The following is a 26,794-nucleotide window of genomic DNA, read 5'->3' on the forward strand; positions in this document are numbered from 1 at the left end:
AGAGCGGGGGAGGCGCCCCGCCGGCGCGGGCGAGCGACACCCGCCCCCAGCTGCAACCCCGTTCAGCCGTCGAACGCCGGTTGCGGCAGCCCCTTCCCCGCGCCGGGCACCACCAGCACCGACCCCGACAGCGGGTGCGGGGCGTTCAGCCCCGTACGGGCAGTGGTGATGTACAGGTCGCTCAGGCCGGCGCCCCCGAAGGCACAGGCAGTCGTCCGAGGGGTCGGCACCGAGATCACCCGGTCCAGCTCACCCCGGGGCGTGTACCGCCGTACCGCCCCGCCGTCCCACAGCGCCACCCACACGCACCCGTCGGCATCCACGGTGAGCCCGTCGGGGAAACCCGCACCGTCCTCGATCACCGCGAACGGCCGCCGCCCGGAGACCCGTTCGCCGTCGAAGCCGAAGACGTCCACCCGCCGCGTGGGAGAGTCGATGTAGTACATCAGGCGGCCGTCCGGACTCCACCCCGTGCCGTTGCTCACGGCCACGTCCGCCAGCACGGCCGTCACGGCACCGTCCCCGGTGACACGGGAGAGCGTGCCGCCCCCCGGCGCCTCGTCGTACCGCATCGTCCCCGCCCACAGCGACCCGTCCGCCGCGACCGCCGCGTCGTTCGCGCGCCGCCCGGGCACCGGCTCGCGGTGCAGCCAGCGGAAGGCGCCGTCGGGGTCGAGCAGGCCCACCCCGTCCCGGAGGCTGAGGACGAGCCCGCCGCCGGCCCGGGGCTTGGCCGCGCCGACGTGCTGCGGTGTCATACGGACCGTGCGCCGGCCCGACGACGGGTCGTAGGTGTGGACGCGGGACTGCAGGATGTCGATCCAGACGAGGCGGCCGGTGGCCGCGTCCCACGTCGGCCCCTCGCCGAGCTCCGCCTCGGCCCGTACCGCGACCTCGTACGCCGTCATGCCACGCTCCGGTGCCCCAGCCGCTCCGACAGCTCCGCCGCGCCCTTCGTCGCGAGCTGCTCCAGCTCCTCCCGCCGGTCGTCGCTCCAGCGGATCGTGGGCACGGAGATGGACAGGGCGGCCACCACCCGCCCGGTGCGGTCGCGCACCGGGGCGGCCACGCAGGACACGTCCGGGTTGGACTCGCGGTTCTCCACCGCGATCCCCCGCTGCCGGACCTCCGCCAGGACCTCGCGCAGTGCGCCCGGGTCGGTGATGCTGTTGGGGGTCATCGCGGCCAGCTCGGCGCCGTCCGGGATGCGCGCGGCCAGCTCCGTCTCGGGCAGCGAGGCCAGCAGCATCTTGCCGACCGAGGTGCAGTGGGCGGGCAGCCGGCGGCCGGCCGCCGACACCATGCGCACCGCGTGCGTGGAGTCGACCTTGGCGATGTAGATGACGTCGGTGCCCTCGAGGATCGCCACGTGCACGGTCTCGTCGCAGGTCTCGGCGACCGAGCGGGCCACCTGCTGGCCCTCGGCGGCGAGGTCCAGCTGCTCGGCGTAGCGGCTGCCGAGCTGGTACGGGCGCACGCCGAGCCGGTAGCGTCCGGTCTGGCCGGTCACGGGCACGATGTACTGGCGGGCGGCGAGCGTGGTGACCAGCTCGTGCACGGTGGTGCGCGGCAGCTGCAGCTTGCGCACTATGTCGGGGGCGGAGAGCGTCCCGTCCCCGTCGAGGAAGAGCTCGAGAATGTCGAGAGCCCGGGTCACGGCAGGTACGAGGCGTCCCATGTCCGGCCCCCTCCCTTGGGTCTCAGCGTCTGCGTTCGAGATTTCAACAGACGATCGGCATGGCGAACACAGGCTAGTCACGGACAGGTGCCCGGGCAATGGGCGCGGGCGTGACGCGGCACCATGGGTTTCATGCACATCGACTTCCAGCTGGTGCTGCTGCGCCGCATGGCCGACCACAATCCGGACCTCGTCGAGGACGCACGCCGGGAGCTGGGCGCCTCGATCGCGGACATGCGGGAGGCGAACAAGCGCTGGCAGGCGATGGTCCGCTCGCCGCGGTCCCGGTCCGCCGCGGCCCGCTACCGCTCGGTCCTGGGCCCGCCGGAGTCGGAGAGCGGACGCACCCTCGGCGACCTGGACTGCGTGGCCCGGCAGTGGCCGCTCCCCCTCTGGCCCGACCTGCGCTTCGAGGTGCTGGCCGCCCCCGACGGCGCGGTCTGGAACGAGTGGCTGGTGCGCGCCCCGGGAGCCGAGGGCCCGGGCCTGCGCACCCTGGAGGACCTCACCCCCTGGTCGTGCACGATCCACGAGGCCGCCCGCGCCTTCGCGCCCGCCCGCCCCCTGGAGGGCACCGCCCCCACCCGCTGGGGACTCGCCTTCACCGCGCCCGACCGGGAGGGCGTACGGCACGAGGTGGTCGCCGAGTTCACCTGGGGGCTGCTGCAGCGGACCGCGGTCGCCGGCGTGGACCGCTGAGCGGGTCAGGCGTCGAACGCCGTCGCCCTGGTCTGCTTCTCCCAGGCGGTGACGTCCTCGCGGACCTGGTCGAGGTGGCCCAGGACGGCACTCACCCCGTCGTCGCCGAGCGGCAGCCGCAGCGGCGTGTGCTCCGCCTCCAGCGCGGCCAGGATGAGTGCCGCCGCCTTGGCCGGGTCGCCGGGCTGTGTACCGTCGCCGCCCTCGACGAACCCGCGGGTCTCGCTCACCTTGGCGTACACCCCGCTGTCCGCGCTGGCCCCGGCCCGGCCGGTCCCGAACAGCGAGGTCCGGAACGCGCCCGGCTCCACGATCAGCACCTTGACGCCGAACTCCCGCACCTCGTCCGCGAGCGCCTCGGACATGCCCTCCAGCGCGAACTTGGTCCCGCTGTACGCCCCGAAGCCCGCGAAGGACATCTGGCCGCCCATGCTGCTCATCTGCACGATCGCGCCCGAGCGCCGCTCCCGCATGTGCGGCAGTACCGCCCGCACCAGGGCCGCCGGGCCGAAGACGTGCAGGTCGAACAGGTCGCGCAGCTCCTGGTCGGTCGTCTCCTCGACGGCCCCGACATGCGTGCGGCCCGCGTTGTTCACCAGTACGTCGATCCGCCCGTGCCGCGCCACCACGTCCCGTACCGCCCCCTCGACCGCGGCCAGGTCGGTCACGTCCAGGCGCAGCGCCTCCACCTGGTCCGGATGCGCGGCCACCAGGTCGTCCAGCGCCTCCGGGCGCCGGGCCGCGCCGACCACCACGTCACCGGCGGCGACCGCCGACTCGGCGATCGCCCGCCCGAAGCCGCTGCTCGCCCCGGTCACCAGCCATACCCTGTTCACGTCGACTCCCCGTGAGTTCTCGAGTCCCTGTTTCCCTGACACCCACCAGCCTGCCGCCGTATGCCGTTGCCCGTCCAAGACCCACGGTGATAACCAACGGTTATGACGATGGACGTCCATGCACGGGACCTGCGCTACTTCGTCGCGGTCGCCGAGGAACTGCACTTCACCCGCGCGGCCGAGCGGCTGTACGTGTCCCAGCCCGCGCTGAGCAAGCAAATACGGGCACTGGAGCGCCAGTTGGGGGTGGAGTTGCTGCGCCGCGACCGGCGCGAGGTGGCGCTGACGGCCGCGGGCGAGGCGCTGCTGCCGCACGCCCGGAGGGTGCTGGCCGCCTGGGAGGAGGGCGTGGTCGCGGTGGAGGCGGTCAAGGCGGCGCAGCGCAGCACCCTCGTGGTGGGCATGAGCACCAGTCCGGGCCGGGGCGGGCTGCTGCCGGCCATCCGCTCCCGCTTCACCGCCGCGCACCCGGAGGCCCTCGCCCGGCTGCGCCAGGTCAGTTGGGAGGACCCGACGGCGGGCCTGGCGGACGGCGCCGCGGACGTCGCCTTCGTCTGGCTGCCGCTGCCCGACGCGGAGCGCTACGGCTGGACGGTGGTCGTCGAGGAGCCCCGCCTGGTCGCCCTGCCCGATACGCATCCGCTCGCCGCCCGCGCCGAGATCGACTTCGCCGACCTGGCCGACGAGCCGTTTCTCGCACTGCCCGAGAGCGCGGGCCCGCTGCGCGACCACTGGCTGGCCCTGGACGCCCGCGCGGGCCGCCCACCGCGCGTCGGCGCGGAGATCGCGGGGGCGGAGGAGACCTACGAGGCCCTGGTCGCGGGCCTCGGCGTGTGCCTGGTCGCCGAGGGCAACGCCCCGCTGATCAGCCTGGGCGGAGTCACCACCCGCCCGGTCCGGGGCATCAGCCCCAGCCGCTACGCCCTGGCCTGGCGCCGCGAGGACGAACACCGGCCACTGGTCCGGGCGTACGCGGCGGCGTGCCGGGCCACCGTCGCGGAGTAGGCCGTTCGTTCCGGGGCGGAGCCGTGGTCCGGGACCGGTCCCGGAAACGGGGTGGCCGGCCGAGGAGGACCCCTCTCGCCCTCCCTGTGCGCTCGTGTTACGAGCTCTGAGTGGCCGACGCCGGAAGCGAAGAGACTGCCTCGCGCCGTGGGGAGCCGACGAGCGAGGACTCGTGCACGGCGAACACGGCGTCACACCGGTCACGGACGCCGGCATCGTGGGTCGCGATGACCACGGCACATCCGCCGTCGCTCAGTTCGCGAAGGATGTCCATGACGACAGTGGTGTTGGCATCGTCGAGCGCACCGGTCGGCTCGTCCGCGAGCACCAGGGTCGGCCGCTGAACCATGAGACGGGCAAGGGCCACGCGCTGCTGTTCTCCACCGCTGAGATGGTGGATCTTCTCCTTTTCCCGCCCCGCCATACCAACACGCTCAAGGGCCTCGGCAATAACCGTGCCGCCTTTGCCCTGCAACCATCGCCGCGGCTTGACGGCTACGTCCAGGTTCTCCTCGACGGTCGCGTTCTCGATCAAGGCGTAGTGCTGAAACAGGTAGCCGAGAGTGTCGCGGCGGAACCGACGGATCTCGCGTTTGCCGAACCGGGTGATGTCCCTCCCCTCGTACCGAATCGTCCCCGTGCTCGGCCTGTCGAGCAGCCCGAGACAGTTGAGGAGGGTGGACTTGCCCGATCCACTCGGGCCGACGAGAGCGAGCATCTCACCGCGATCGACGGTGAGGTTGACGTTGCGCCACAGGACCCGCGAGCCGAAGGCCTTGGACAGATTCTCAATATCGATCACAACGTACTCCGGCTGAATGGAGGGACTTCGCTTCCGAGGGGCTCACGTCGCGGTCGCCCCTTCCTTCATGATCCGGCCATGGAAGAGCGCGAGTGCGATAAGCACAGCCGTAACCTGGAAGGCAACAAGACCAGTGATGATGCTCAGATCCAGTGCGGTGAGGTGAATAGGCTGGTAAGGGGCGGGCGCCCCGGCGGCAGCGTACTCCTTCAGTTCCTGTCGCTGCTGCCATGCTTGCAAGGGAACCCGCGTGGCGAAGATAGCCGCAATAGCCATCTCCACGGCGAGAACGAAGCGATGTGTGGCGACGTATCTCCAGCCGCTGACATGTTGCGCGAACATTCTTTGTGCATTCTTGCGCGAGTAGATGATGCAGACACCCACACCGGCGATGAGGAGCACTATCACGGCCACGACGAGGTTGAAGACCTGCAGTCGGAATTTGTTGACTGCACCCCTGAGATCCAAAGCCGTTTTCTGTCCTACGGGACTCACGCCGTTCACGTAGTCCTGAAGTTTCCTCGCCTTGATGCCCTTCAGTACGTCATCAGGGTCGGAGAAGACCACTCCCGCCTGAGTGGCGAAGGCGGTGTAGGCGTCGTTCCTCAGGAAATGCGAACCATTGGGGACGACGATGAGGACGGGGTCGCGCACCAAGGACCTGTCCTCGTCAGAACTGTGTGCCGAGTTGTAGGAGTAGGCGCCGGTGTTGTATCCGAAGAGGCGCTGGCCCGTCCTGGCCCTGGACGTCTCGAGCGGGACGTGCCGGCTGAGATCCGGATCAATGATCTCGGAGGCCGCCTTGGTGATCACCGGCGTGTGAGAGGAGAGGGAATCGGGAATGACGACCCGTATCGAGCGCGCATCCGGTGCCTTCCCGCTGTGGGCCTCAGAGGTATAACGCCGTCCCGCCGGGTCGAAGACCGGCTGCTTTTCGAGATAGGTGTCGTTGACGACGAGAATCTCGCCGGACGGCAGGTGTGCGCCCGGGGCGGAGACCTGGAGGTCTCTGCGCCCGGCGAGAATGACCTCGCCCCGCCCGTCGGCCTGGCGCAGCCAGGGACCCACATGGCTGCCCAGTTGGTCCATGTGCATGACGAAGGCGCCGCTGAGACGGATCGAGACCGCATCGCCTGCGGAGTTGTAGACATCCCGGTTCTCCAGGCGCGTCAGTACGTCCCGGCCCGCGAGGCTGGCGTTCATGGCCACGGTGAGAGCAAGCAGCAGTGCGGGGATACGCACCAGGTAGACACTGATGGATGCCGCCCGTGAAGGCAGCTCACCCTTGAGGGCACGCAGTACGTCAACCTTGAAGGTCAGGGCGAGCACGGCCGCTTGGGTGGCCAGCACCAGGACGACCAGCACAACGGCAACCACCGCGGCCACCGAAGTGAACAGCCCCAGCCAGGCGAAGCCGTTGTAGAAGCCGAGGAAGGCAAGCGTCGCGACCACCACGGCGCCGACCGCCACCAGCCAGAACAGCGCCGACTGCCGCAGATCGCGAAGAAGGATGCCGCCGAGGGACATGCCCTGCATCCGCAGGACTCCGTACGCCTTCGCACTGAGCAGCACGCTCGCGCCGGTCATCGTCAGCGCGGCGAGGGCGACCACGCAGAAGCCCCGGAACAGGGGATCGTCCGAGTACTTGTCGGACAGTTCCGCGTACGACAGAGGGTGGGTGACGCTGGTGGTCAGGCCAAGGTCATGGAACGTGGCCACCAAGGCATCAACCGCCGCAGCCGATCCGAACACGTAGTAGGAACCTCGCGGATCCTGTTGCGCGATCTCGGAGATCGGATGCACCCGCGTTTCATAGTTCCTGCTGAACGCCGGATAGCCTTCGCTCGGCCACGCCGCCGTCATGGAGCCGGGACTGCCCGGAGCCAGGTACAGGTGCCGCATCCCGTCCGGGTTCTTCAGGTCGGGCACCTCACGAGCCACCCCGGCACCGTGCTCGGCCGAGAACGACTCGACAGCCCGGACGACTTGGGCTCCGCTCGTCGAATCATCGGAGTCGAGCACATCGACCAGCGCCGTGTTTCCCAGTACCCCGCCCTCATCCAGTCCCCGCACGAACAGAAAAGCCAGCACTACGGAAAAAGCCAGGATGGCGGCGTGGACGAATCGTATGCCTCGATGCAGCATCGGATACCTAGGTTGAGGGCGCTCGTTGAGCACGCGTCCGGGAGGATTCAGGCTGTGACAAAAGCAGCTGTGGGGGCAAGGAAAACTCGCCCCCACAGCTGATCCGAGCTAGGTATCCGAGAGCGGCGCCACCCGCGTATACATAACTCGATGTCCGACCAGGAGACTTAGCAGCTCGGGTCGTAGTAGTACGAGACACCGCCGCCGTTCAGCGTCCCCGAGGCCAGGGACCACTGCCCCTTGGCCGTGCAGCCGCTGCTGAAGGTCTGGCTTCCGATCTTCACCGCGGACGAGTGCTTGTTGTTCGGGTGCTTGTAGTTCGACCAGGCCGTGTTGGCGCCCTTGTCGTAACTCCACTTGCCACCGCCGACGTCGACGGTCGTGGCCAGTGCCGGCGTGGCCGCGGCGAAGATGAGCGCCACGGTCGCGACGGCCGCCTTAACCCCCGTTTTCCTGTTCATTTGTGATTCACCTTTCATGGCGATCTTGCTTGGTCGAGCAAGATCATCATGCAGGCCGCAATCAGGGCGCAACTGAACAGGCTGTGATTTAGGTAACCTGTGATGCGGGTTACGTGGGTGGGCCGACTGATATCAGCCACACCGCGGTGATGCTGACGACATGGGGATCCGACACGGTCCGGAACAAGCGGAATACACAATTCCAGGCCGGGCCGGACACCTGGAAGTCATGTCATTCGGCGAGTGCTACTCGAAGGCCGGCCGTGTCGAGGACCAGGCGGTGCGGTCGGGCCCGGACCCGGGCTCTCGTCCACTCGATGAAAAGGCCGGTGATCGTGCCGGACGTTGCCGCCGTGTTTCGGTGTCTCGAAGTCACCCCCCACCGCCGCGTTCTGATCCGTTCCCGGATTCGCCACCAGGTGGGCCACGGTCTCGGGGGCGGGACAAGCTGACGCTGAGATGGCATCCTTGATCACGTCGGCTTTCATCGGGGCCGTGCAGGGGGCGCTACGGTGCATACGATTCGTGGCCGGCGAGTTGCCTCAACGCCTCTCTGGCACACCCCCCTGTTCAACAGCCGCTCCGGAAGCCCTCCTTCATGTCGATTGACCGCAAGTTCCTTCCGTCGCCCCGTTACCCGGGGGGCGGAACAACGTCCATGGCATCTCCACCAGACCCGCCATGTCACTGCGTTCTCGTCTGGCTGATCCCGATGCTGTGGACTGTCGCCTTCGGTCTGTGGGGGCTGTCGCGGCAGGGCAGTGTGTGGCGGGACGAGGCCGCAACCTGGCAGGTGGCCGAACGCTCCACCCCTGAGATCTGGCGCATGCTGGGGAACGTCGACGTCGTGCACGGGTGCTACTACCTGCTGATGCACGCACTGTTCGAATGCTTCGGGCCCAGCACCACAACGCTGCGGCTGCCCTCAGTGCTGGCCACGGCGGTGGCAGCGGCCTGCGTGGCGGTCATTGGCCACCGGCTGGCCGGCACGTGGGTGGGCCTGGCGGGAGGGATGGCGTTCGGGCTGCTTCCGGCCGTGCAGTTCTATCTCCAGGAGGGCCGGCCGTACGCACTGGTCGCAGCCGGAGCCGGGATCTCCACCTTGCTGCTCGTGACCGTGCTCCAAGGGCGTGTCCGGACGGTGTACTGGGCTGCCTACGGTGGCACCGTCCTGGTGAGTGGGCTTCTGAACTGGCTCTCGCTCATGATCCTTCCGGCGCACCTGGCGACTGTGCTCTGGACCCGAGCCGGGCGCGGAGTGTGGACACGCTGGACGACGGCAGCCGCGGCCGCCACGGTCTGTGTGCTGCCCCTGGTCCTTTTCAGCCGGAGCCAGTCCGCGCAGGTGTCATGGATCCCGCCGCTCACCTGGCACATGCTGATCGGCCCGGCGGTCCTGCTGGTGATCGGCGGCGTCGGCGCCGTACTGGACCGGCCCCGGGCGGGCCGGCTGTCGGTGGCAGCCGTCGGGCTGCCGTTGCTGGCGGTGCCCCACCTCGGCCTCATCGGTGTTTCCCTGGTCCAGCCCCTGTTCCTCGACCGGTACATTCTCTTCAGTCTGCTGGGTCTGGCGCTGCTGATCGGTACGGCCATCGGCGCGGCGGTACAGGCGGTCAGGCCCCGGCACCCGAGAGCGTCGGTGTGGATTCTCCCCGCGACGGTCGCCGTGGCGATGGCGGCTCTGCTGCCGCAGTCGCTGGCCAAGCGAGCCCCGGCGAGCCGAGTGGACGACGTCCTGGCGGTGGCGTCGGACGTGGAGCGGATGAAAGCAACCGGGAGTGCGGTGCTCTTCGTCCCGTCGGCACGCCGGGACACCAAGTCCGTCTCCCCGAGCGCCTTTGACGGTCTGCGGGACATCGCCCTTACGGAGAGCCCGGAGAAGTCCGGGACGCTGAAAGGCGTGGAGGCGAATCCGGAACGCATACGAGCCGCGATGCTGTCCCAGCGACGGATCATGCTGGTGACGGACGCGGCTCGGGTGGCGAGACCGGTGGCGGCCGAGCGGGACAGGATGAAGATCGCCGTACTGAAGAAGTACTTCACGGCAGTGGCCGACAAGCAGGTCCGTGGCCGCAGGGTGACGGTGTACGAACGGCTCGCGTCAGCTCACTGATCGACGGGGTGGTACCCGCCTTCAAACGCCCTGGTCGGCCGCCACCAGGATCGCCTCCGTCACGCGGGGCAGCGAGCCCGGGTGGAGCCACAGGAACAGATTGGGCTCGACCAGCTCCAGCTCCATCACCCGGAGCTCCCCGTCCGCCCCGTCGGCCAGGTCCACGCGCGCGTACAGCAGCTCCGGGGTGTCCGGCACGGCGGCCAGCGCCCGCTCGGCGACGGCCAGTTCGGCAGGGGTCGGCGTCCACGGCTCCAGGTCGGGGTGGGCCACCTTGTCCGCGTCGTAGGCCGTGCCGGCCGCCAGCACCGCCCGCTTGCGGCTGGCGTGCAGCAGCCGCCCGCCGAAGAACTGCAGCGCCCGCTCGCCGCTGACGTCGATGTGGGTCAGGTACGGCTGCACCATCGCGGTCAGCCCCTCCGCGTGCATCCGCGCGAGCTGACGCAGGGCCGTGTCCCGCTCGGCCGGCGTGTACCGGGCGGCGAACCGGGCGCCCGCGCCGAAGGTGGGCTTCACGACGAAGTCGTGGTCGTCCGGGAGGCCGTCCGCGGTCACGGCGTCGCCGGGCGCGAGGTACCGGGTCGGCACCACGGGCACGCCCGCCGCCGCGAGGTCGCCGAGGTAGCGCTTGTCGGTGTTCCAGCGCACGACGCCGGCCGGATTGGCCAGGCGCGTCACCGTCGCGCACCGCTCGGCCCACGCCACGAACTCCTCCGCCCGCCAGCTGTAGTCCCAGGTCGAGCGTATGAGGACCAGGTCGAAGCCGCCCCAGTCGGTGCCGGAGTCGTCCCAGGGCACGGCGACGGCGTCGGCCGCGGCCGCCCGCAGCGCATCCGCCAGCACCGGGAGGTCGCGGTCCTTGCTGGGCTGCGCCCCGGGGTCGTAGGTGGCGAGGGCTATGCGGGGCACGGCGGGCTCCTTCGGGACGGCGGGTGGTCGCCTCGCAGGCTAACAACCGCCGCCGCAACCGAAACACGCCGTTGACCTTCCCCTTTGGTGAGGCCCCAGCATCGGTGGCGGGAACCGGAGGACTTCGAGGTGCACATGGAGATGCTGACGATCGGCGCCTTCGCCAGGGCGTCCCGGCTGTCGCCCAAGGCGCTGCGGCTGTACGACGAGCTGGAGCTGCTGCGGCCCGCCCGGGTCGACCCCGGCACCGGCTACCGCTACTACGCGGTACAGCAGTTGGAGCGGGCCCGGCTCGTGGCCTGGCTGCGGCGGCTGGGGATGCCGCTGGCCGGGATCCGTGAGGTGTGCGCCCTGCCGCCGGCCGAGGCCGCGCGGGAGATCCGGGCGTACTGGGCGCGGGTCGAGGCGGACACGGCCGTACGGCGGGACCTCGCCGCGTTCCTGACCGACCACCTGTCAACGGAGTCGAGGAAGGACACCACCATGCTCGAACTGCGCTACTGCGCCCACACGGACACCGGACACGTCCGGACCGCCAACCAGGACACCGTGTACGCGGGCCGCCGGCTGCTCGCCGTGGCCGACGGCTGCGGCCCGGCGGGCGGCCCCGCGAGCGGTGCCGCCGTGGAGGCGCTGAAGTTCCTGGAGGGCGAGGACCTGGCGGCGGGCGGGGTGCTGAACCTGCTGGAGGACGCCGTGCAGGGCGCGAGCCGGGCGGTTCGGGACCTGGCGGCGGGCGACGAGGAGACCGGCACCACCCTCACCGCGCTGCTGTGGACGGGCTCCCGGCTGGCCCTGGTGCACATCGGCGACTCCCGCGCCTACCTGCTGCGGGACGGGGAGCTCTTCCGCATCACCCACGACCACAGCGTGGTCCAGTCGCTGATCGACGAGGGCCGGCTGACCCCGGAGGAGACCGCCAGCCACCCGCAGCGCGCCCTCCTGGCCAAGGCCCTCACCGGCGGTACGCCCGCGGCGCCCGACCTGCGGCTGCACGACGCCCGGCCCGGCGACCGGTACCTGCTGTGCTCCGACGGCCTGTCCGGTGTCGTACCGGACGACGAGATCCGCCGGCTGCTGACCGCGGACCCGGACCCGGACCGCGCCGTGCACGCCCTGATCGACGCGGCGAACGCCGCGGGGGGCCCGGACAACGTCAGTTGCGTGGTGGCCGAGGTGGTGGAGGCGGCGGCGGCGAGCCTGGTGTAGGAAGGGGGTGTTGGTGCCCCAAGCCCCCGACAGCCTAGGAGTGCTCCGCGTGTCCTTCCTCTTTCCGGCCCTGGCGGGCGGTCCGGGCGAACGAGTCGCCCTGCGGTTCGGCGACCGGTCGTTGACCTACGGGGAACTGGGTGCCGCGGCGGGAGCCGTGGCCGAGCGGATCGGGGAGGCGGGCCGGGTCGCGGTGTGGGCGACACCGGAGCTGGAGACGGCGGTCGGGGTGGTGGGCGCGCTGCTCGCCGGGGTGGCCGCGGTGCCGCTGAACCCGAAGTCGGGCGGGAAGGAACTCGCGCACATCCTCTCCGACAGCGCGCCCGCGCTCGTGCTGGCCGCACCCGGCGCCGCACTCCCGCCGCCGGTCGCCGGCCTGGCGCGCGTCGACGTCGACGTGCACGGTACCGGGACCGTTCCCGAGGACCGCACGTCCGAGGGCGACCCGGCGCTGATCGTCTACACCTCCGGCACCACCGGCCCGCCCAAGGGCGCCGTCATCCCCCGCCGGGCGGTCGCCACGACCCTGGACGCGCTGGCCGACGCCTGGCAGTGGACCGGGGACGACGTACTGGTGCACGGGCTGCCCCTGTTCCATGTGCACGGGCTGGTGCTGGGCATCCTCGGCCCGCTCCGGCGCGGCGGCTCGGTGCGGCACCTGGGGCGCTTCGACACCGAGGGCGTGACCCGGGAGCTGAACGAGGGCGCGACCATGCTGTTCGGGGTGCCGACGATGTACCACCGCATCGCCGAGGCCCTCCCGGCCGACCCGGAGCTGGCCAAGGCGCTCGGCCGGGCCCGGCTGCTGGTCTCCGGCTCGGCCGCGCTGCCCGTGCACGACCACGAGCGGATCCACGCCGCGACCGGGCGTCGGGTGATCGAGCGGTACGGCATGACCGAGACGCTCATGAACACCAGCGTGCGGGCCGACGGGGAGCCGCGCGCGGGGACGGTCGGGGTGCCGCTGCCGGGCGTGGAGCTGCGGCTGGTGGAGGAGGACGGCTCGGAGTTGAGCGCGTACGACGGGGAGACCGTCGGTGAGATCCAGGTGCGCGGCCCGAACCTGTTCACCGAGTACCTGGGCCGGCCCGACGCCACGGCCGCCGCCTTCACCGCCGACGGCTGGTTCCGCACCGGCGACATGGCGGTACGCGAGAGCGACGGGTACGTACGCATCGTCGGCCGCAAGGCCACCGACCTGATCAAGAGCGGCGGTTACAAGATCGGCGCCGGAGAGATCGAGAACGCCCTCCTGGAACACCCGGGGGTGCGCGAGGCGGCGGTCACCGGGGAGCCGGACGCGGACCTGGGCGAGCGGATCGTGGCGTGGATCGTCCCGACGGACCCCGGACGGCCGCCGTCCCTCGACGAGCTGGCCGACCACGTGGCCCGCCGCCTGGCCCCGCACAAGCGCCCGCGCGCCGTCCGTCACCTGGACGCCCTCCCCCGCAACGACATGGGGAAGATCATGAAGCGGGCGCTGGGCGATGCCTGAGCGCCTGTCGGCACGCGAGATACTCGCCCTGGTCACCGACGAGGCCTCCTTCACCGAACTCCCGTACCCGGCAAGGGATTCCAAGCCCGACGGGCCCCTCTCCTGGCAGGGTTACGACGCCTCGCGGGCCCGCGCCGCCGCACGAACCGGTGAACGGGAGTCCGTCGTGTGCGGCACCGCGAGGGTCGGGGGCACCCGGGCCGTGCTGATCGCGTTCGAGTTCGGCTTCCTCGGCGGCTCCCTGGGCGAGCGCACCGGCGACCGGCTGGAAGCGGCCTACGCCCACGCCCGCGCACACCGGCTCCCGGTCGTGCCGCTGATCGCCACGGGCGGCAGCCGGATGCAGGAGGGCATGCTCGCCCTCATTCAACTCCAGCGCGTCGCCCGCCAGTCGGTGCTCACCCGCGAGGCGGGCCTGCCGCAGATAGCCGTGCTCCGGGACCCGACGACGGGCGGCGGCTGGGCCACCCTGGGCGCCGGTGCGGACGTGGTCCTCGCCCTCCCCGGCGCCCAGGTCGGCTTCGCCGGCTCCCGCGTCCGCCCGCCCGACGCCGACCCGGCCGCGTACACGGCCGAGGCCCAGATGACGGCCGGCGCGGTGGACGCGGTGGTGCCGCCGGCGGAACTGAAGGGGACGCTGGGGTTGTGGCTGCGGCTGCTGACGGGCGGGGCGGTGACAGCGGGCTCGCCACCGGCGGCGCGGGCCACGGCGGAACCCCGGCCCACGCCGCCACCGGTCCCGGCCGCGGCGGAACCCGGGACCGCCCACCCGTCCCGGCCCCTCCCCGAGCCCGCCCCCGTCCCGCCCGCCCTCGGCGCCACAGGTCTCCCCCGCACCGGCTGGGCCGCCGTCCAGCGGGCCCGCTCCCGCGAACGCCCCCGCGCACAGGCCTACTTGGACGCCTACTTCACCCGCCGGGCCGCCCTCTTCGGCGACCGCTGCGGCGGCACCGACCCCGACGGCATGCTGTGCGGCTTCGGTGAGCGGGACGGTCGTACCGTCGCCTATGCCGCCCAGACCGGGGCGGCGACCCGCCCGGCCGGATACCGCACCGCCGCCCGGCTGGTCCGGCTGGCCGACCGGCTCGGCATCCCGGTGCTGACGCTGGTGGACACGCCGGGCGCGGCCAACGACGCCGAGGCCGAGCGGGAGGGCGCGGGCGCGGCGATCGCGGACCTGTTCGGCGCGGTGGCCGCCGCCCGCACGCCGGTCACCACCCTGGTCATCGGCGAGGGCGGTTCGGGCGGCGCGCTCGCGCTGGCCGCACCCGGCAACACCTGGGCCACACCGGACAGTTACTTCTCGGTCATCGCCCCGGAACTGGCGGCCGCGATCCTCAAGCGCCCGCCGGAGGAGGCCGAGGCGACGGCCGAGCAGCTGCGCGTCCGGCCGCAGGACCTGCTGGAGCTGGGGCTGATCCGGGGCATCGCGGACCGCCCCTGATCCACCTCTGCCTCACCCCCGTCGCCCGGACGATCTCCTGGGTCACCGAGCCGCCCCGGTCGTCGCCCGCCGCGGCCCGCAGGGAGACGTACGCGGCGCCGCGCGGGACGGTCAGCGTGCCGTGCCAGTCGGCCGTACCGCCGCCGGTGAGCCGCACCGCGTGCCAGGACGCGCCGTCGTTGTACGACACCTCCAGCCGCCCGCCGCCCAGCTTCCCGGTGCCGGACGCGCCGGAGACGTACTCCGCGTGGATCCCGACCGGCACCGGGCCGCCGCCCCGCACGTCGCCCGCCAGGTCGGCGCCGACGTCGAAGACGAGGTTGATCAGCGGGAGACGGGTCCAGTGGTCGTCCGGGGTGGCCGCCGACCTGACGGTCCACTCGCTGTGGCCCCCGGTCGCGAGTCCCCAGCGGTCGGCGTCGAGCGCGGTGTCGGTGACCACCCGATACGTGTGCTCGTCGGGGGGCGCGTCCCGTACGTACGCCCCGGAGCCGGTGCGCCGGTCCACCAGCGTGCCGTCCAGGTACACCGAGGTGGTCTGGGTCATCCCGGTGCCGTCGCTCCACACGTCGCCGAAGCCGGTGTGGTCGGGCCCGGAATCGCCCCAGCCCGGGGTGTCGAACTGGATCCGGTTCCCGGCCCGCTGCTGCCCTTGGCCGAGCCCGGTGCCCAGCCACGGGTGCCAGACCGGCCGGAACCAGTGCAGCGCCGGATGCGAGCCGCCGGTGTAGCGCACCAGCCCGCCGCGCTCCTCCAGGGCGCCGTCGCCGGCCGTCACGGACTCGTGCCACAGCTGGCCGGGACCGGTGGAGACGTAGTCGGTCCGCGCGGCCGGGTAGTCGACGCTCTCCTGGAAGCCGAGGCCGACGGGGAAGGTGCCGGTGACCGAGTACCGGAACTCGCCGCCGCTCACCGGGCGTACGGCGTGGAAGGCGACGCCGACGGCGGCGAGTTGGCGGGGCGAGGGACGGTAGGTCAGGTCCCGGTCCGGGACGGCGCCCGGATGCCCTTCCGACAGGTCGTACACGTACGGCGAGTTCCGCGTCCCCGTCATGTCCACCTGTCCGGCGCCGCGCAGCCGTGCCGCGTCGGCGGTGTTCACCGTGGCGATCGTCAGCGGACGGTCGGCGTTGTCGTTGGTGCCCCACCAGGCGATCAGCCGGCCGGGCGCGTCGTCCGCCACGAACAGGGCCCTGGCCCCCGCGTCCTGCGCGGCCCGGGCCAGCGCGGCCGGGTCGGCGCCGCCGGCGAGGTGCGCGAGCACGGCCTTGCCCCGCACGCCGGTGAACGGGCCGTCCCCGGCATCGACCAGCGGCAGCCGGGTGCGTCCCTCGAGCAGCGTGCCGCCCGGCTGGACGGTCGCCTCCCCGATCCCCTTGACCTCCAGCAGCGGCTTGGCGAGCCGCCACACGGTCCGGTACTCGAAGCCGCCCTCGGTGACCTTGTCGGTGGGCGCGGCGAAGACGCTGTCGTACGCCGGGGGCACCTGGACCGCGCCGAACAGGTCGGCGCCGGCCGCCTGCCGGTCGTACTCCATGACCAGCTGCCGGGTCTCGGTACGCCGGGCGACCTCCGCGGCGACCTCCCGCAACGCCCGTCCGTCCAGGGTTACTTCGCGGTCCCGGCCGAGGACGACCTCGGGTGCGGCGAGGAAGCCGAGTCCGAGGGAGTCGGTGCCGTGGCTGCCGCGCACGTCGAGGAAGGAGGTCAGGATGTACGTGCCCGGCTGGAGCCGCAGCTTCAGGGTGCCCGAGGCACCGACGTGCTCCGAGGCGGCGTCGGCGCCCTCGGCGAGGCGCTGCACGGTGAGATCGGCGGCGGTCGGCGCGCCGTCCCGGTCCGTGACATGGACGGTGAGCGTGTACCGCTCCTCCTCCTTGACCAGCCCGAACACCGTGTGCGCGACCGGTGTCCCGGCCGCCGACGCCACGATCTGTCCGCCGGAGGTGCCGACCGGCGCCCTGGACCCGTCGCCGGTCACGGTGGTGGACGCGGTGCCGTGCGCGGGCACGGTGAGCGCGGTGTCGGCGAGGGTGGCGACGCCGTCCGGGGCGCCCTGCACGGTGAGCGTCAACTCGACTGCGGCGTCGGAGGAGTTGGTGTAGGTGAGGGTTTTCGTCACCGGCCTGTCCGCGTCGTACGGCCATGCGTGGAAGCCGAGGTCGGCGCTCCCCGTGGCGGTGACCCGCGCGGCCACAGCATCGGCGACGGCGACCCGGCCCGCGCCCACCACGTAGGCGGAGTCGTCGAGTCGCTTCGACGTCGACAGCAGCGCGTCCTTGAGCTGCGCGCCGGTCCAGTCGGGATGTTCCTCGGCGAGCAGGGCGGCCGCTCCGGCGACGTGCGGGGTCGCCATCGACGTACCGCTCATGGAGGTGTAGCAGCCGCTGCCGGTGGTGAGCCCGGAGCGCGCGGCGAGGATGTCGACGCCGGGGGCCGCGAGGTCGGGCTTGAGGGCGTTGTCGCCGTACCGGGGTCCGGCGCTGGTGAAGGAGGCCGCCCGGTCGGCGGAGTCGACGGCACCGACGGTGAGGGCCGCGTCGGCGGCGCCGGGCGAGCCGATGGAGGAGGGGGTGCCGGTGTTCCCGGCGGCGGCGACGAAGAGGGCGCCGGTTTCGTTCGAGAGGGCATCGACGGCCTGTGCCATGGGATCGGTGCCGTCACTGGCTTCCGTGGTGCCCAGGCTCATGGAGACGATCCGGGCGTGGACGTCCCGTGCCGCCCACTCCATGCCCGCGATGATCCGCGACTCGCTGCCCGACCCCTGGTCGCCGAGCACCTTCCCCACGGCGAGGGCCGCCCCGGGCGCGACGCCCTTCTCCCTGCCGTCGGAGGCGGCTCCGCTGCCGCCGACGGCCGAGGTGACGTGGGTGCCGTGGCCGTTGCGGTCGGCGACGTCCTGCCCGTCGACGAAGCTCTTGGTGGCGCTGACCCGGCCGGTGAGGTCGGGGTGGCCCGGGTCGACGCCGGTGTCCAGGACGGCGACGGTGACGCCCTTGCCGGTCAGCCCGGTGTCCCAGGCGGCCGGGGCACCGATCTGCGCGTTGCTCGCGGCCATGCCGGCCTTGACGCGCCCGTCCAGCCAGACCTTGCCGATGCCGCCCTGTTGCGTGAACGCCCCCCAGAATGCACGCCCCTTGTCCGCCTCGACGGCGGCCCCGCGCAGGCTCGGCAGGGCCCGCGTCCGCTCGGTGCCCTGCGGAGTGGCGGCCCGCGCGCCCTTCCGGTACGTCACGATCAGCGGCAGCTCCCCGGTCCGGTCGTCGCCGAGCCCCTGCCGGATCAGCGCGCTGACATCGAACAGCCGCCGGTCCAGCGAGCCCGCCCGCAGGTACGGCAGCGCCTCGTCCGGTACGACGGTGATGTCCCCGCCGTCGCGCTGCGTGCGTACCGCCCCGGTGGCCCCCGGCGGCCGCGCCACGGTCACCGTCTGCTTGCCCTGCCCGAGGCCGGTGACGGTCACCTTGTCACCGGTGACGAGGGTGACGGTGGTGGCGCCGTCCGGGGCGCGCGTGCCCGCGGTGGCGGTCTCCCGTGCGGCCGCCGGGGCCGCCGGCAGGAGGGCGATGACGACGCCGGCCGACAGCAGGCACGCTCCGCGTCTGACTGGTCCTGTGGCCATCCACGCCTCTTCTCGGTCGAGTGCGTCGAGTACGTCGAGTGCCTACGAGCATGTGAGTGCAGCGAGGAGTGTCAAGTCACCTGTGAAGCCAATGGTGTTGAGCGGGGCCGGCGGGAACGTACCCCGGCGGGTTTCCGCCGGTGCGGACGGAGGCGGCACACGGAAGCGGGGACATCGCCAGTCGCTTTCGGCAACAATGGAGTTGCTACGCGATCACACACACGGGGGAGCGAGCGGTGCCATGAACAGGCTGGTGGAGTTCACGACCGAGGACGGCGCCGTCGTCGTCGTGGAGACCGCTGACGCGGCGGCCGGATCCCGCCTCGTGTCCCGCGGCGAGGGACCGGCCGCGCAGACCGCCCGCACCTTCGAGAGCGCCCTGGACGGTGTGCGCGCGGCTGCCCAGTCCGCGCTGCGGGTCTTCCGGGACGGCACGCTGCGGCCCGACTCCGTGGAGCTGGAGTTCGGAGTGAAGCTGAGCGCGGAGGCCGGAGCGGTGATCGCCAAGGGCGCGGCGGAGGGACAGCTGGTGGTCCGGCTGAGCTGGGCCCCGGGCCAGGGATCACCGGAGCGCACAGCCACAGTCCCGTCGGCCTCGGAGCCCACCGCCCGGTCATGAGACGCGCTGCCCGGCATGCCCGGACCGAGTGCGGGGGTGAGGTGGGGCGGGCTTCCTGGTGACCCGCAGCAAGGTGCTGACCTGCGCGCATGTCGTGCAGAACCGGGACCACCGGACCGGGAAGTGCCCCTGAAACCGGCCAGGTTAGCTCCGCCCGACGCGGCACGGCAGCCCCGCACCGGAACTGGCGGCGGCGCGACGGTAGCCCTCCCGGACGGCCGGGTGGTCGGCATGGTCGCGCAGAGCGCGGCCGAGCCGGACGTGCGTGCCGTCCGGATGCTGCCCGCCGAGGTCATGGCTCGCTACTGGTACCACCTCGGCAAACTGTGGCCGTCTCCCGCTGATGCCCGACCGGAGCATCGTGTTCCAGGCCGCCGCCGCACTCGGGGCACCTGTCGCCGGGTGTCTCGTGATCGGCGCCACTCAGGCCGAGTGGCAGGCGGCTCGTGCCGCGGGCGCACGGTTCGTCTGCGTCGGCGACAAACCCACGCGGATGCCGGCCCACGTCCTCCACAGATCGTGGGTGGCCTCCGCCGTCTCCCGCAAGCCGCCCGGTCCGTCTGAACCCCCGTTCAGCCGCACCCCGCCCGGCCCCCTCCAGAAGGCGCCCGCCCCCGTACCCCCGGATGATGCACAAGAGGAAGCCCTGTGCACTCGGGAGGATCTGCCGTGACCGTCCGTCTGGAGCAGTTGCGCCGCTGCCATTTCGCCGTGGATCTGGGAGCGGCCCGGACCCGCGTGTACATCAAGGGGGTGGGGCTCGTCGTGGACGAGCCGTCCGTCGCCGCCGTGAACACCCGCAACGGCGCCCTGATCGCGGTGGGCGAGTTCGCGGAGAAGATGACGGGACGGACGCCGAGTTACATCCGCGTCGTACGGCCCGTCTCCGGCGGCACCGTCGTCGACATCGAGATGGCCCAGCGCATGCTGCGCCAGCTGCTGGGCGACAAGATGCGCCGCGGCCTGCGCCGCAAGCCCCGGCTGCGCGCGGCGGCCTGCACCCCGCACGACGCCGGTCCGCTGGCCCAGCGGGCGACGGTCGAGACGCTGGTAGGGCTCGGTGCGCGGCGGGTGGAACTGGTCGACACGCTCATCGCCGCGGCGGTGGGGTGCGGGCTTCCCGTGGAGCGGCCCGAGGCGGCTATGATCATGGTGTGCGGGGCGGCCGCCACGCAGGTCGCCGTGCTCTCCCTCGGGTCGATCGTCACCGCCGAGCGGATCCCGGTGGGCGGCGAGGCCGTCGACCGCGCGATCGTGCAGCACCTGCGGCACGAGCACGAGCTGATGCTGCCCAGCCAGTCCGTACGGCCGCTCCAGCTCGCCCTGTCCGGCAACGGCCTGACCTCGCACGGCCCGGAGTCCACCGAGATCCACGGACGGGACGTGGCCACCGGCCTCGCCCGCAGCGTGCGGGTCGACACCGCCGCCGTACGCGAAGCCATCCAGACCCCGCTGACCGCCGTGCTCGACGGCATCGGCAAGGTGCTGCGGGACTGTCCGCCCGATCTGGTCGCCGACCTGGCCGACCGCGGGATCATGATGGTCGGCGGCTCCGCGCTGCTCCCCGGGCTCGACCAGATGCTGATCGAGGCGACCGGTATGCCGGTGCACATCGCCGAACGGCCCGACGTGTGCGCCATCCAGGGCATCGGCGCCATGCTGGAGGGCAGGATCGAGCCGCTGGTGATGGATCCGCTGGCCGCCTGAGCCCCCTCACCGGGGGGACGTCACCGCGCCAGGTAGCAGCGGACCGTGGTCCCGTCCTCCCCCGTGTGCAGCCGCACCAGGTCGGCGACCAGGTTGACCAGCAGCAGCCCGCGGCCACCGCGCTGGTCGCGGCTCGCGGGCCGGCGGCCGGCCAGCGGGTCGGTCAGCCGGCCCTTGTCGCGTACCTCGCAGACCACGTAGCCGCCCTCGGCCCACACCCGCAGGCGGCCCGAGCCCCCGCCGTGCACCACGCTGTTGGTGGTCAGCTCGGCCGTGATCAGCGCCAGGTCCTCCAGGCGGATGCCGGTGAGGCCGAGCCGGGCGCCCTCGGCGGTGGCGGTGTGCCGGGCCTGGGAGAGGGTGTCCGCCACGAAGTCGAAGGACAGCCCGTCGGGGACGGCGGGCAGCGGCTCGTTGTAGCGGGCGACGACCAGGTCGGGAGCGTACGCGTCGCTGCCTCGCTCCTCGGCGGCGCCGGCCGGGATGACGGTCGGGTGGGTGGCGTACGCGTCGGCGAGGACCCGCTCGTCGAGGCGCCCGGTGTCGTACGGGCAAAGGATGGTGACCTCGCGGCCCTGGAACGCCGCGTTGATCAGCGCCTCGTGCTGGACGCAGGCGGGGTACTCGGTGGCGTTGCGGCCCGCCCAGATCGGCTCGCCGATGATCCGCACCCGCCGGCCGGGCGGCTGGGTGTCGGCGAAGGCGCGCAGCACGCCGGGGATGATGCGGCCGGGGTTGCGCCCGGCCTCGCGCATGTCCAGGAACCGTACGGACTCGCCGTCGGCGCCCAACTCGCCCTGGATGAGCCGCAGGTTCTCGCCGGGCACCGCCACCGCGACGGGCTCACCGCCGGCGAGGGCGTCCCGGATGAAGGGCACCGTGCCCGCGAGGTACTGCTGCTCGTCCGCGTAGAACAGCGCGGGGTGCACGAAGGGTTCGGCCACGGCGGTCATGACTTCGACACCTCGATTGTCCGGAGGCCGGGCCAGAACAGTTCCAGGAGGCGCGGCAGGGCGGGGGGCGGCCGGTCCAGTACGATCCGGCGGCCGTCCCCGAGCCGCTGAGCGGCGCCCGCGAGCGCGTCGACACCCGCGACGTCCACGAACGTCACCGCGGAAAGCTCCAAGTGGTACACGTCCTCGTCCTCGCGAACAGCCTCTTCCAGCGCGCGTTCCCAGATCCCGCGCGTGGTCAGGCTGACCTCGCCGGCCGCCTGTACACCGGTCCGGCCGGGCAGCGGGCGGACCCGCAGCCGCGGCGCCTGTGCCACCGGCGCGGCGCTGCCCGGCGGGGCCTGCCGCGCGGGCTCGGGGATGGTCACGCCGACTCCTCGGTGTCCAGGTACACGGGTGCCCAGTATGCGCCGTCACCACCCCCCGAGTCGCACAGACCACCGGGAACGCCGGTTCCGTCCGTTTCTTCCGTTCGCGCCGGGGTGTACTCCGCCGCGCAGGGGGCAGGGGAACCGGCGAGCCTCGCCGGGCCCCCGCGGAGTCCCGCCCGCGGCTTCCGTGCGCGGAGCCCGGCGACTCGGCGTGGTGCACACGCGGCGCACGCGGCGCACCCGCGCGGAACACTGTCGGGGACAACAGGGCGGAGACATGACCTCAGTGGCACACGCACCTCTCTCCGGGCGGCTGAACACCCTGGTCATCGCTTCCCGTATGGATGCGGACCGAGCGGTGCTCACTCCCTGCGGCGAACTCGTCCACGGCTGCGCCGACACCCTCGCCACGACGCTGGCCGCCCTGCCCGCGGGTGCCGGCCGGGTGGAGCTGGACATGACGGGGGTGGACTTCATGGACACGGCCGGGCTGGAGTTCCTGGACCTCCTCGACGCATACGGCCGGCACCACGGCATTCCGGTCTCGGCCACGGCCTGGAACGGCCAGCCGCGCCGGATCCTGGAACTGGCGGGCCTCGACACCACGGATCCCCTGCACACCCCGGTCCGCACCACCGATCCGGAGCCGCCGGTCCCGGCTCCCGGGCCGTCCGCGGTGGCGCTGGAGCGCGCGGAGCGGCTGCACGTCCTGCAGGAGGAGATCGGCCAGTTGCGCCGGGCGATCGTCTCCCGCCCGCTGATCGACCAGGCCCGGGGCATCCTCATGGCCACCCACGCCTGCACCTCCGACCAGGCGTGGGACATCCTGCGGGAGACCTCCCAGCGGTCCAACACCAAGCTGAACGCCGTCGCGGCGGCGGTCACCGCCAGCGCCACGCCGGACGGTCCCCCGCTCCCCGAGGACCTGCGCGGCCCGCTGCGCACGGCGATCGCCGAGCACACCCGCTGAGGGGCGGTCCGTAGGGCAGGGTCAATAGGGCAGGACGCGCCCGGACGGCGTCCTGCGGTCGATCTCCTGGCCCCGGCGCGCTGCGGGCCGGCGGCTGACACGAACACGGATCCGGCGTTCCATGACGGGCGCCCTCCTGCCTCGTACGGCCTCGAACGTGCTGCCCCCAGCCTCGCCGCCGCGCCCGCCGGGCGCATCGCCCGGATGGGGGTACCTGTCTGGCCCCCGGGAATGAGCCGAGGCGGCTCCGACTACTCCCCCGGGAGGAGACCGACGCCGGTGAGCAGTTGCGGGGAGAGGTTCTTGATCATGGTGTTGGCCCAGCGGACCTGCCGCAGCGTCTGGGGGTGGCAGGAGGAGACCAGGTCGAGGAGCCGGGTGTCCTTGGTGGCCTGGGCGGCCTGGGCGAGCATCTCCCAGTAGAGGGAGTTGCCGGAGGCGGCCAGGTAGAGCTCGTGCAGGTCGTGCAGGAGCAGCAGTCCGGTCTCGGGGCGGCGCGCGAGGGTGCCGGCGGCCGCTTCGCGCAGGGTGGCCATGAGGCCGTACGTCGGCTGGCCGGGCTTCGCGAGGTCCAGGCCGTAGTGGTGGCCGGTGTCGGCGAGCCGGGCTGCGTGCTCGCGGGACCAGTCGGCGATGTCGGTCGCGACGTGGTGGATCTCGTGGTCGGTGCGGTGCCGTTCGGCGGCGGCCAGCAGTTCCTTCTCCAGCTTGCGCTCGCCGTGGTGCAGCGCCCGCATGGTGAGGGTGAGGCCGTTCACGAGCCGCTCCCTTCCCGGTCCGTGACATGGGTGGCGTGCGCCGGGGGGCCGCCGGTGGTCGGCGGGACACCGGCCGCGCGGGCGGGTGCGGAGGCCGTGGTGGTGGGGGCCGGTGCGGGCGTGCCGCGGCCGTGCGCGAACAGGCGGACGGAGGCGGCGGCCGTCTTGAACAGCGGCTGTTTGGAGACCGGGTCCCAGTCGGTGACCGTGGTCTCGTTGGCGGCCCGGCCGGTGACCCGGTCCGGCGGCCGGTGACCGGTGGGGGTGTCCCAGTAGCCGTAGTGGAAGGGCAGGAACACCATGCCGTCGCGGATGCCGGTGACGCGCAGCCGGGCCCGGACCGCGCCGCGGGGTGTGGCCACCTCCACCAGATCGCCCTCCGTCAGCCCTCGGGCGGCGGCTTCGGCGGCGGACAGTTCGGCCCACATCTCGGGTGCGGCGGCGTTGAGTTGGGGGACGCGGCCGGTCTTGGTGCGGGTGTGGAAGTGGTAGAGCGTACGTCCGGTGGTCAGCTGGAGCGGGAAGTCGTGCGAGGTGTCCTCGTGCGGAGGGAGGTACTCGGCGGCCTTGAGGACCGCCTTGCCGTCGGGGTTGAGGGACCGGTACTCCACCGGTTCGACGGCGGCCCCGGTGACCAGGTCCTTGCCGTAGCTCTCGCACCGGTCCGGGTGGGCCCAGGTGATGCCGTCGGTGTAGAGCCGCTCGGTGCCGTCGGGGCTCTCCTCGGTGCAGGGCCACTGGATGCCGGATCCGCCCCGGAGCCGGTCGTAGCTCAGGCCGGTGTAGTCGCAGGGCCGTCCGGCGCTGCACCGCTGCCACGCCCGGAACGCCGACTCCGGGTCCTGCCAGGTGACCAGCGGCCCGCCGTCCTTGTCGCGGAAGTCCATCCTGGCGGCGTAGTCGAGCAGGATGTCCAGGTCGGGGCGGGCCTCGCCGGGCGGCTCGACCGCCTTCTCCGCCAGGTGCACGGTGCGGTCGGCGTTGGTGAAGGTGCCGGTCTTCTCCCCCCAGGTGGCCGCGGGCAGCACCACGTCGGCCAGCTGTGCCGTCTCGGTGAGGAACAGGTCCTGTACGACGGTGAACAGCCGCTCCTGGGAGAGGACGGACCGGATGCGGGACAGCTCGGGCAGGGAGACGGCCGGGTTGGTGCCGGTGATCCACAGCATGCGCAGGGAGCCCTGCTCCGCGTAGCGGAACATCTGCATGGCGTGGGTGGGCGGGGCGTAGTGCGGAATGGTCTGCGGGGAGACGTTCCACAGCCCGGCCAGCTCGGCGACGTGTTCGTCGTTCTGCCAGTTCCTGAAGCCCGGCAGGTCTCCGTCGGCGCCGCACTCGCGGGTGTTCTGCGCGGTGGGCTGGCCGTTCATCTGGAGCAGGCCGGCGCCGGGGCGGCCCAGCATGCCGCGGATCAGGTGCAGGTTGTTGACCTGGACGGCGGCGGCGGTGGCCTGGTGGGACTGGTAGACCCCCTGCAGCACGGTGGACAGCAGCCGCTCGGCACCGCCGATGATCCCGGCGGCCTCCTCGATCGCCGCGGCCGGTACGTCGCAGACGCGCGCGGCCCACTGCGGGGTGCACGCGCTCACCCGGTCGGCGAGCTCCTCGTACCCGACGGTGTGGGCCCGGACGAACGCGTGATCGACCCTGTCCGTGCGGATGATCTCGTGCAGCAGCGCGTTGAGCAGGGCGACGTTGGTCCCGGCGCGGGGGGCGAGATGCACGGCGGCCCGGCGGGCCACGGGCGTGGGCCGCGGATCCACGCAGACCAGCCGGGGCGGCTCGGCCCCTTCCAGCCGGTCCAGGACGCGCATCCACAGCACGGGCTGCGTCTCGGCCATGTTGTGCCCGAACAGGGCGATGACGTCGGCGTGGTCCACGTCCGTGTAGGACCCGGGCTGCCCGTCACAGCCGAACGTCTCCTTCAGCGCCTCCGCGGCGGTCGACGTGCACAGCCGGGTGTTGCCGTCCAGGTGGTGGGTGCCGATGCCCGCCCGGGCGATGACGGCGAGGGTGTAGTACTCCTCCAGGAACAGCTGCCCGGTGGTGTAGAAGCCGACGGCCCCGGCCCCGTGCCGCTCCAGCAGCTCCTTGCTCCGGCCGGCCACGCGCCCCATGGCCCGCTCCCAGTCGCACTCCACCAGCCGCCCGCCCTCCCGCACCAGCGGCCGGGTCAGCCGGTCCGCCGAACCGTTGGCCTGCCACCCGAACAGGTCCTTCGGCCCGAGCCGGCCCCGGTTCACCCGGTCCCCGGCCCGCCCCCGCACCCCGACGATCTCCCCGCCGCGCACCGCGATGTCCATGGCGTCCCCGTTGGAATGCAGCAGCGAGGGAGCCTGCACCCACCGCTCCACGTCCCCTTCGCCGACGCCCGCCCGCAGGTACGTGTCGGTCCGCACGGGCCAGTCCTCGCCCGGCCGGTAGGAAGTACGCACACCCCAGGGCTCCGCGATCCGGTCCACCGACCCTCGCATCACACACCTCCGAGCCGATCACCTCTGGGCCCTGGGCCGAGTACCCGGGAGCGTGGCCGGTCAAATGAGCAACGGTGAGTGACCTCCTTGCCACTCGCTGCCGCGGCCGGGGCGGAGGGCGCTGGGGAGGGGTGCGGTCGCGGTGCGCGCTGGGTGGGTGGGGGCACGCCGGGTGGGGCCGGCGGGCTTGCGGCCGGTGGGGGAGGTGCGCGGGGGCGCGCCGGGTGGGGCCGGCGGCTTGCGGTCGGTGGGTGGGGTGCGGTCGCGCCTCGGGTACGGCCACGGGTGGCGGAGGCCGTACCCGCGGTGGGATCACCAGGCCGGCCGACTGGGGAAGTAGTCCTCGACGCAGAAGTCCAGCTGCTCGCCGGTGGCGTCGGCGACGGGGCCCCAGCTGTCGCCGGGCTCCATGGTGGTGTACGTGCCCGGGCGGCCGCCCAGTGAATCAGGCCCTTCGACGTGGCGGATCCCGGGGTGATGGAGATGGGCGACAGCTCCGGGCGTATCCCGCTCGGCCGCACCGAGGC

General features: G+C 72.5%; 21 protein-coding genes. 9 read left to right on the top strand and 12 right to left on the bottom strand.

Features of this window, described 5'->3' with window-relative positions; translation table 11 throughout:
• Positions 1–62: 62 nt before the first annotated feature.
• Together ACIBBH_RS32460 and ACIBBH_RS32465 are read right to left on the bottom strand one after the other, a co-directional pair.
• Positions 63–908 (bottom strand): SMP-30/gluconolactonase/LRE family protein, encoded by an 846-nt coding sequence (locus ACIBBH_RS32460; RefSeq protein ID WP_399410772.1) that lies wholly within the window; start codon positions 906–908, stop codon positions 63–65.
• A complete protein-coding gene (locus ACIBBH_RS32465; RefSeq protein WP_399410774.1) occupies positions 905–1,678 on the bottom strand; it encodes an IclR family transcriptional regulator in 774 nt (257 codons plus the stop codon). The genes ACIBBH_RS32460 and ACIBBH_RS32465 overlap by 4 nt, the downstream gene beginning before the upstream one ends.
• Before the next feature lie 123 nt (positions 1,679–1,801).
• On the opposite strand from ACIBBH_RS32465, the gene ACIBBH_RS32470 reads away from it, so the two are divergent.
• Entirely contained in the window at positions 1,802–2,377 is a 576-nt protein-coding gene (locus tag ACIBBH_RS32470) for a hypothetical protein (RefSeq protein WP_399410776.1), read from the top strand.
• Between the two features lie 5 nt (positions 2,378–2,382).
• Here the strand turns inward: ACIBBH_RS32470 and ACIBBH_RS32475 are convergent, their stop codons facing one another.
• Complete coding sequence (locus ACIBBH_RS32475; RefSeq protein ID WP_399410778.1) at positions 2,383–3,213, bottom strand: oxidoreductase; 831 nt, start codon at positions 3,211–3,213, stop codon at positions 2,383–2,385.
• Positions 3,214–3,315: 102 nt separating this feature from the next.
• Between ACIBBH_RS32475 and ACIBBH_RS32480 the strand changes: the two genes are divergently transcribed.
• Positions 3,316–4,218, top strand: coding sequence for a LysR family transcriptional regulator (locus ACIBBH_RS32480; RefSeq protein ID WP_399410780.1), 903 nt, complete (start codon positions 3,316–3,318; stop codon positions 4,216–4,218).
• Between the two features lie 97 nt (positions 4,219–4,315).
• Here the strand turns inward: ACIBBH_RS32480 and ACIBBH_RS32485 are convergent, their stop codons facing one another.
• From ACIBBH_RS32485 to ACIBBH_RS32495, 3 genes are all read right to left on the bottom strand, one after another.
• On the bottom strand, positions 4,316–5,020 hold the full coding sequence (locus tag ACIBBH_RS32485) for an ATP-binding cassette domain-containing protein (protein WP_399410782.1): 705 nt from the start codon (positions 5,018–5,020) through the stop codon (positions 4,316–4,318).
• Positions 5,021–5,062: 42 nt separating this feature from the next.
• A complete protein-coding gene (locus ACIBBH_RS32490; RefSeq protein WP_399410783.1) occupies positions 5,063–7,198 on the bottom strand; it encodes a hypothetical protein in 2,136 nt (711 codons plus the stop codon).
• A gap of 134 nt (positions 7,199–7,332) precedes the next feature.
• Positions 7,333–7,626 (bottom strand): lactococcin 972 family bacteriocin, encoded by a 294-nt coding sequence (locus ACIBBH_RS32495; protein WP_399410785.1) that lies wholly within the window; start codon positions 7,624–7,626, stop codon positions 7,333–7,335.
• Positions 7,627–8,338: 712 nt separating this feature from the next.
• Between ACIBBH_RS32495 and ACIBBH_RS32500 the strand changes: the two genes are divergently transcribed.
• Entirely contained in the window at positions 8,339–9,739 is a 1,401-nt protein-coding gene (locus ACIBBH_RS32500) for a hypothetical protein (protein ID WP_399410787.1), read from the top strand.
• Between the two features lie 21 nt (positions 9,740–9,760).
• Here the strand turns inward: ACIBBH_RS32500 and ACIBBH_RS32505 are convergent, their stop codons facing one another.
• The gene (locus ACIBBH_RS32505; RefSeq protein WP_399410789.1) at positions 9,761–10,648 is read right to left on the bottom strand and encodes a RimK family alpha-L-glutamate ligase; all 888 of its coding nucleotides are present in this window, start codon (positions 10,646–10,648) and stop codon (positions 9,761–9,763) included.
• Between the two features lie 135 nt (positions 10,649–10,783).
• On the opposite strand from ACIBBH_RS32505, the gene ACIBBH_RS32510 reads away from it, so the two are divergent.
• The 3 genes from ACIBBH_RS32510 to ACIBBH_RS32520 are packed head-to-tail and all read left to right on the top strand — an operon-like array spanning position 10,784 to position 14,796.
• A complete protein-coding gene (locus ACIBBH_RS32510) occupies positions 10,784–11,857 on the top strand; it encodes a MerR family transcriptional regulator (protein ID WP_399410852.1) in 1,074 nt (357 codons plus the stop codon).
• Positions 11,858–11,906: 49 nt separating this feature from the next.
• On the top strand, positions 11,907–13,352 hold the full coding sequence (locus ACIBBH_RS32515; RefSeq protein WP_399410791.1) for an acyl-CoA synthetase: 1,446 nt from the start codon (positions 11,907–11,909) through the stop codon (positions 13,350–13,352).
• Positions 13,345–14,796: a carboxyl transferase domain-containing protein gene (locus ACIBBH_RS32520; RefSeq protein WP_399410793.1), complete on the top strand. Its 1,452-nt coding sequence runs from the start codon at positions 13,345–13,347 to the stop codon at positions 14,794–14,796. The genes ACIBBH_RS32515 and ACIBBH_RS32520 overlap by 8 nt, the downstream gene beginning before the upstream one ends.
• On the opposite strand, the gene ACIBBH_RS32525 is transcribed toward ACIBBH_RS32520, so the two are convergent.
• Positions 14,690–18,418, bottom strand: coding sequence for a S8 family serine peptidase (locus tag ACIBBH_RS32525; RefSeq protein ID WP_399410795.1), 3,729 nt, complete (start codon positions 18,416–18,418; stop codon positions 14,690–14,692). The two genes, ACIBBH_RS32520 and ACIBBH_RS32525, sit on opposite strands and share 107 nt — an antisense overlap.
• Positions 18,419–18,659: 241 nt before the next feature.
• On the opposite strand from ACIBBH_RS32525, the gene ACIBBH_RS32530 reads away from it, so the two are divergent.
• Both ACIBBH_RS32530 and ACIBBH_RS32535 read left to right on the top strand, forming a co-directional pair.
• Positions 18,660–19,037, top strand: coding sequence for a CU044_2847 family protein (locus ACIBBH_RS32530; RefSeq protein ID WP_399410797.1), 378 nt, complete (start codon positions 18,660–18,662; stop codon positions 19,035–19,037).
• Between the two features lie 669 nt (positions 19,038–19,706).
• Positions 19,707–20,744, top strand: coding sequence for a rod shape-determining protein (locus ACIBBH_RS32535; protein WP_399410799.1), 1,038 nt, complete (start codon positions 19,707–19,709; stop codon positions 20,742–20,744).
• Between the two features lie 20 nt (positions 20,745–20,764).
• Here the strand turns inward: ACIBBH_RS32535 and ACIBBH_RS32540 are convergent, their stop codons facing one another.
• Both ACIBBH_RS32540 and ACIBBH_RS32545 read right to left on the bottom strand, forming a co-directional pair.
• Positions 20,765–21,697, bottom strand: coding sequence for an anti-sigma factor RsbA family regulatory protein (locus ACIBBH_RS32540; RefSeq protein WP_399410801.1), 933 nt, complete (start codon positions 21,695–21,697; stop codon positions 20,765–20,767).
• Positions 21,694–22,059, bottom strand: coding sequence for an STAS domain-containing protein (locus ACIBBH_RS32545; protein WP_399410854.1), 366 nt, complete (start codon positions 22,057–22,059; stop codon positions 21,694–21,696). The genes ACIBBH_RS32540 and ACIBBH_RS32545 overlap by 4 nt, the downstream gene beginning before the upstream one ends.
• 286 nt (positions 22,060–22,345) lie before the next feature.
• On the opposite strand from ACIBBH_RS32545, the gene ACIBBH_RS32550 reads away from it, so the two are divergent.
• The gene (locus tag ACIBBH_RS32550) at positions 22,346–23,038 is read left to right on the top strand and encodes an ANTAR domain-containing protein (RefSeq protein ID WP_399410803.1); all 693 of its coding nucleotides are present in this window, start codon (positions 22,346–22,348) and stop codon (positions 23,036–23,038) included.
• A gap of 251 nt (positions 23,039–23,289) precedes the next feature.
• Here the strand turns inward: ACIBBH_RS32550 and ACIBBH_RS32555 are convergent, their stop codons facing one another.
• Together ACIBBH_RS32555 and ACIBBH_RS32560 are read right to left on the bottom strand one after the other, a co-directional pair.
• Positions 23,290–23,796, bottom strand: coding sequence for a hypothetical protein (locus ACIBBH_RS32555; RefSeq protein WP_399410805.1), 507 nt, complete (start codon positions 23,794–23,796; stop codon positions 23,290–23,292).
• The gene (locus ACIBBH_RS32560; protein WP_399410807.1) at positions 23,793–26,267 is read right to left on the bottom strand and encodes a molybdopterin oxidoreductase family protein; all 2,475 of its coding nucleotides are present in this window, start codon (positions 26,265–26,267) and stop codon (positions 23,793–23,795) included. Before ACIBBH_RS32560 ends, ACIBBH_RS32555 begins: the two co-directional genes overlap by 4 nt.
• Positions 26,268–26,794 lie beyond the last annotated feature (527 nt).

Origin of the sequence: Streptomyces sp. NPDC051636 (genome assembly GCF_044453765.1) — a bacterium.
GTDB lineage: Bacteria > Actinomycetota > Actinomycetes > Streptomycetales > Streptomycetaceae > Streptomyces.

Bases quoted from the DNA above. Each gene is read 5' to 3' on its own strand.
- ACIBBH_RS32460 (WP_399410772.1), bottom strand. From the start codon at position 908: ATGACGGCGTACGAGGTCGCGGTACGGGCCGAGGCGGAGCTCGGCGAG.
- ACIBBH_RS32465 (WP_399410774.1), bottom strand. From the start codon at position 1,678: ATGGGACGCCTCGTACCTGCCGTGACCCGGGCTCTCGACATTCTCGAG.
- ACIBBH_RS32470 (WP_399410776.1), top strand. From the start codon at position 1,802: ATGGGTTTCATGCACATCGACTTCCAGCTGGTGCTGCTGCGCCGCATG.
- ACIBBH_RS32480 (WP_399410780.1), top strand. From the start codon at position 3,316: ATGACGATGGACGTCCATGCACGGGACCTGCGCTACTTCGTCGCGGTC.
- ACIBBH_RS32495 (WP_399410785.1), bottom strand. From the start codon at position 7,626: ATGAACAGGAAAACGGGGGTTAAGGCGGCCGTCGCGACCGTGGCGCTC.
- ACIBBH_RS32500 (WP_399410787.1), top strand. From the start codon at position 8,339: ATGCTGTGGACTGTCGCCTTCGGTCTGTGGGGGCTGTCGCGGCAGGGC.
- ACIBBH_RS32510 (WP_399410852.1), top strand. From the start codon at position 10,784: ATGGAGATGCTGACGATCGGCGCCTTCGCCAGGGCGTCCCGGCTGTCG.
- ACIBBH_RS32520 (WP_399410793.1), top strand. From the start codon at position 13,345: ATGCCTGAGCGCCTGTCGGCACGCGAGATACTCGCCCTGGTCACCGAC.
- ACIBBH_RS32525 (WP_399410795.1), bottom strand. From the start codon at position 18,418: ATGGCCACAGGACCAGTCAGACGCGGAGCGTGCCTGCTGTCGGCCGGC.
- ACIBBH_RS32530 (WP_399410797.1), top strand. From the start codon at position 18,660: ATGAACAGGCTGGTGGAGTTCACGACCGAGGACGGCGCCGTCGTCGTC.
- ACIBBH_RS32540 (WP_399410801.1), bottom strand. From the start codon at position 21,697: ATGACCGCCGTGGCCGAACCCTTCGTGCACCCCGCGCTGTTCTACGCG.
- ACIBBH_RS32550 (WP_399410803.1), top strand. From the start codon at position 22,346: ATGACCTCAGTGGCACACGCACCTCTCTCCGGGCGGCTGAACACCCTG.
- ACIBBH_RS32560 (WP_399410807.1), bottom strand. From the start codon at position 26,267: ATGCGAGGGTCGGTGGACCGGATCGCGGAGCCCTGGGGTGTGCGTACT.